Annotated in this window: 1 protein-coding gene and 1 pseudogene; both read left to right on the top strand. The window is 30.1% G+C overall.

The genetic code is table 11. The annotated features are described in order from the left end of the window. Positions 1 to 232: 232 nt before the first annotated feature. Positions 233 to 532 (top strand): 30S ribosomal protein S21, encoded by a 300-nt coding sequence (gene rpsU / locus AACZ53_RS14545; RefSeq protein ID WP_339839930.1) that lies wholly within the window; start codon positions 233 to 235, stop codon positions 530 to 532. A gap of 153 nt (positions 533 to 685) precedes the next feature. After that, positions 686 to 1,576, top strand: a pseudogene (locus AACZ53_RS14540) (hypothetical protein); the annotation flags it as partial.

Below are 1,576 nucleotides of genomic sequence, written 5' to 3'. Positions count from 1 at the left end.
AAAGATTGCATTTGTGAATGATAAGTTAGTAGGTGATAGAATCCAAAAATCAGGATTGTTACCACTATTAGGTGATAACAACGCATCATTAAACTCTAACAAAGTTAAGTTTACAAAAGAACTAAAAGATACATTAGTAAAACTTTATAAAAAATATAGTTCTTTAACTGTAAAGTAATTTTACTAAATTTATTTAGATATTTATATACACCTATCAACAACAATGTGGTAGGTGTATTTTTTTATAAACAATTATCAAAACAATATGCAAGATAAAGAAAAGAAATTTAAAAAACCTTATACAAGAATTAATAAACAAGATATGGAGATTCCAGGTTGTTATTCTGGGGTTAGAGTGGTTAACGGAAATATCGAACTAGCTTTAAAGACTTTCAAACGAAAAATGAAAGATAGTGGTAAGTTAGAAGAATTAAAAGAACGTAAAGAATTCTTAAAACCATCAGCAATAAAAAGAAGGAAAATGCAACTAGCAGTCCGAGCTGATTGGCAACGTAGACAAAACGAAGAATAAATAGTTAACACTTTTTTAGTGTTTTCATTTATACACCACTATTTATAAAAGATAAAAATATCACTTTCCAATAGGTGATTACATATATTAGTTAAATAATATCTATTAAGATTTTAATAATCTTATTTCCAAAAACAATTTAGGAGAATAATTATGGCAAATAGAAAAGATTTGTTATCTGAAGCTATCGCTGATGCTAAAGCCGTTAAAGAAACTGCTCTAGCAAACGCTAAGTTAGCCTTAGAAGAAGCATTCACACCTAAGTTACAATCAATGATTTCTGCAAAATTAGCTGAAGAAGCTGATGAAGATGAAATGGAAGATGAAGTAGAAGATGAAATGGCAGTAGCTGTAGATTCTGAAATGGATTCCGAAATGGATTCAGAAGAAGAAGTTGAAGATAACTTAGAAGGTGAAGAAGAAGTACCTGCTGAAGAAGAAGTAACCGAAGAAGATGAAGAATCTGCTGAAGTAGCTTACGAATCAGAAGATGAAGAAGTACCAGTAGAAGAAGAATCTGAAGAAGATTCAGAAGTATCTGAAGAAGATATGGATGAAGATGATTTAGATTTAGAATCTGTAATCGCTGAATTAGAAGCTGAAATGGCTGATGATGAAGTATCTGAAGATGATGAAGAATCAACTGAAGAAACTTACGAATCAGAAGAAGCTGAACCAGAAGCTGTTGCTGAAGAAGATGATATGGATGACGAAGAAGAAATCGATTTAGACGAAGTTATTAGAACTTTGAAAGAAATGGAAGATGATTCAGAAGAAAAAGTATCAGAAGAAGAATCTGAAGAAGAAGAAAGTAAAGAAGATGAATTAGAAGAAGCTTATTTAACAATTGAAAGTTTACAAAAAACTATCAATGAAGTAAATCTGTTGAACGCTAAGTTACTTTATACTAACAAACTATTCAGAACTTTTGATTTAAACGAAGGACAAAAAGTAAAAGTACTTGAAAACTTCGATAGAACTTCATCAGTAAGAGAAGTGAAATTGGTATTCTCAACATTAGCAGAAAACTTAAATGTTTCTAAA

It is taken from the genome of uncultured Flavobacterium sp. (assembly GCF_963975005.1).
Classification (GTDB): domain Bacteria; phylum Bacteroidota; class Bacteroidia; order Flavobacteriales; family Flavobacteriaceae; genus Flavobacterium.
The sequence above is the reverse complement of the archived record's forward strand: the minus strand, read 5'-3'. Positions and strand labels throughout refer to the sequence as shown.